This is a genomic window from Neisseria sp. P0021.S005 (assembly GCF_051956955.1).
The window spans coordinates 1-2710 of record NZ_JBQCWY010000407.1; the positions used below are offsets into that span (position 1 = coordinate 1).

A 2710-nucleotide genomic window follows, 5' to 3' on the forward strand; every position below is an offset into this window, starting at 1 on the left:
TGCCCCACGGTATTTCCGGACGGCAATCTTTGGCCCAATTAAATCGGCTGCGTCCGACCACGACGCTTTTCGGCGCAACGGCGGCATTGTCGCGTTCATCTTCCGGCCTGAACCATGCCATTTCTTCAGCGGTACGGTAGCTTGGTTTGCCGTCAATTTTTTTGGAATACGGGTCAATCAGCAATTTGTTGGGATTAAAACATGAGCCGTATTCTGCGTTTTCACGTCCATACACGCGAAAACCGTATCGCTGCCCTGCCTTAACGTCTGGCACAAATCCGTAAAATACCGAACCGCGCCGCGAAGGCATCTCCAAACGGGTTTCTTTATCCTTATCAAACAGACACAATTCGACCTTTTCGGCATTGATGGAAAACAAGGTGAAATTCGCGCCCTTGCTCGTCAGGGTCGCGCCCATGGGATAAGGCTTGCCTTCCTCGATATGCCATGATTTGGCAGTCATAGAATGATTCCTTGGTATGTATTTGGTTTCGTGTCCAATATAAGGCCGTCTGAAAATCTTTCAGACGGCCTTGAATCATATTGATATCACTATCTTTTAATTTTCAGCTGATTAGGCAGACATGATGCCCACCCTCAAAGTTGATTTACGCTTCGTCTTTGACTGCCGCCTGATACAGGTACACGGTTGCCAACGGCGGTACGGTAACAGACAGGGAGTTTGGTTTGCCATGCGACCAAACTTCTTCTGTCTCCACCATTGCGCCGGCAGAAACGCCGCTGCCTTTGTAATGCAGGTCGTCTGAATTGAGGATTTCGCGGTATTCGCCGGCAGAATTCACACCAAAACGGTAGCCTTCGCGCACTACAGGCGTGAAGTTGCTGATGACGATAACGCGGTTGCCTTCACGGTCGCGGCGCTCGAAAACGAATACGGAATTGTCGCCGTCATCGGCAACCAGCCACTCAAAGCCTTCAGGCCATTGGTCTAATTGGTAAAGCGGCGCGTTGTCTTTATAGACATGGTTCAATTCGCGCACGAAGTCTTGTACGCCTTTGTGCCAGCCGCCCTCTTGCTCCAGCAAGAACCAATCCAGTCCTTCGTTGTAGTTCCACTCGCGGCCTTGCGCAAACTCGCTGCCCATAAACAAGAGTTTTTTGCCGGGGAAGCCGTACATAAAGCCGTAGTAGGCGCGCAGGTTGGCAAATTGTTGCCAGCAGTCGCCGGGCATACGTCCGAGTAGCGAGCGTTTGCCATGTACGACTTCGTCATGAGAAAGCGGCAGGACGAAGTTCTCGCTGTACTGGTACATCATGCCGAAAGTCATTTTGTTGTGGTGATATTTGCGGTTGATGGGGTCTTCCATCATGTAACGCAAGGTATCGTTCATCCAGCCCATATTCCATTTGAAGCTGAAATTCAAACCTTCTTGACGGGTGACGTTGGCGAACGAAGTAGATTCTTCGGCGATTTCAGTCGCAGCCGGAACTTCCTCTTTCAACATGGTGTTGGTATCACGCAGGAAAGCGATGGCTTCGAGGTTTTCATGGCCGCCGTATTGGTTCGGAATCCACTCGCCGTCTTTACGCGAGTAGTTGCGGTAAATCATGGAAGCAACCGCGTCAACGCGGATACCGTCAAAGCCGAAACGTTCTATCCAATACAGGGCGTTGCCTTGCAGGAAGTTTTTCACTTCGTTTCTGCCAAAGTTGTAAATTAGGGTGTTCCAGTCTTGGTGGTAGCCTTCGCGCGGGTCGGCGTGTTCGTACAGCGCAGTGCCGTCAAACTTGGCCAGGCCGTGGTCGTCGGTTGGGAAATGGCCGACTACCCAGTCGAGGATAACGCTGATACCCTCGTCGTGTGCGGCTTTAATCAATGCGCGCAATTCTTCCGGCGAACCGAAACGGCTGGTCGGCGCATACAAACCGGTTGCCTGATAGCCCCATGAGCCGTCAAACGGATATTCGGAAACAGGCAAAAACTCGATATGGGTAAAGCCCATGTCTTTGACGTATGCCACCAGTTCTTTGGCCAGCTCTTCATAAGTCAGCCAGAAATTGTTTTCCGGATTGCGTTTCCACGAACCCAAATGCACTTCATAAATGCTGATGGGCGCATCAATGGCATTGGCGCGAGCGCGGAAAGCCGGTTCTTCCACTTCGTCAGGCAAACCGCGCACGATAGATGCCGTGGTCGGGCGCAGTTCCGCACCGAAGGCATACGGGTCGGCTTTTTCGCGCACATCGCCGTTGGCATCGCGGATTTCAAATTTGTAGAGGGCATTGAGTTTGACGGCAGGAATAAAGATGGCCCAAATGCCGTTGTCGCGGTGGAAACGCATCACATGGCGGCGGCCATCCCAGTTATTAAATTCGCCGATAACGGAAACGCGTTGCGCATTTGGCGCCCATACGGCAAAACGTACGCCCTTCACGCCGTCCAACTCGGCAAAATGCGCGCCTAAAGCCTCATAAGGACGCAGGTGCTTGCCTTCGGCCAACAGCCAAGAATCCATGTCTTGCAACGCAGAGCTGAAATGATAAGGGTCTTCTTCAATCACTGGCTCGGAATCTTCGGTATAACGGATACGCAAAGCGTAATCGGGCGCATCATCGGGCAAAACGGCCACAAAGAAACCGCGTTCATCAATTTTTTCAGACGGCACGATGAGTTCGCCGCTGCGGCGGTTCACGATATCCACGCTTACTGCGCCGGGAATCAAAACGCGTACCACTTCATCGCCCTCTG

General features: G+C 52.1%; 1 protein-coding gene and 1 pseudogene. Both read right to left on the minus strand.

The genetic code is table 11. The features are described from left to right. A pseudogene (locus ACTHUE_RS14845) lies at positions 1-463 on the minus strand (glycogen debranching protein GlgX); the annotation flags it as partial. 145 nt (positions 464-608) lie between these two features. Next, the coding region (gene glgB, locus ACTHUE_RS14850) for a 1,4-alpha-glucan branching protein GlgB (RefSeq protein ID WP_440423884.1) at positions 609-2710 on the minus strand (2102 nt) is incomplete at its 5' end.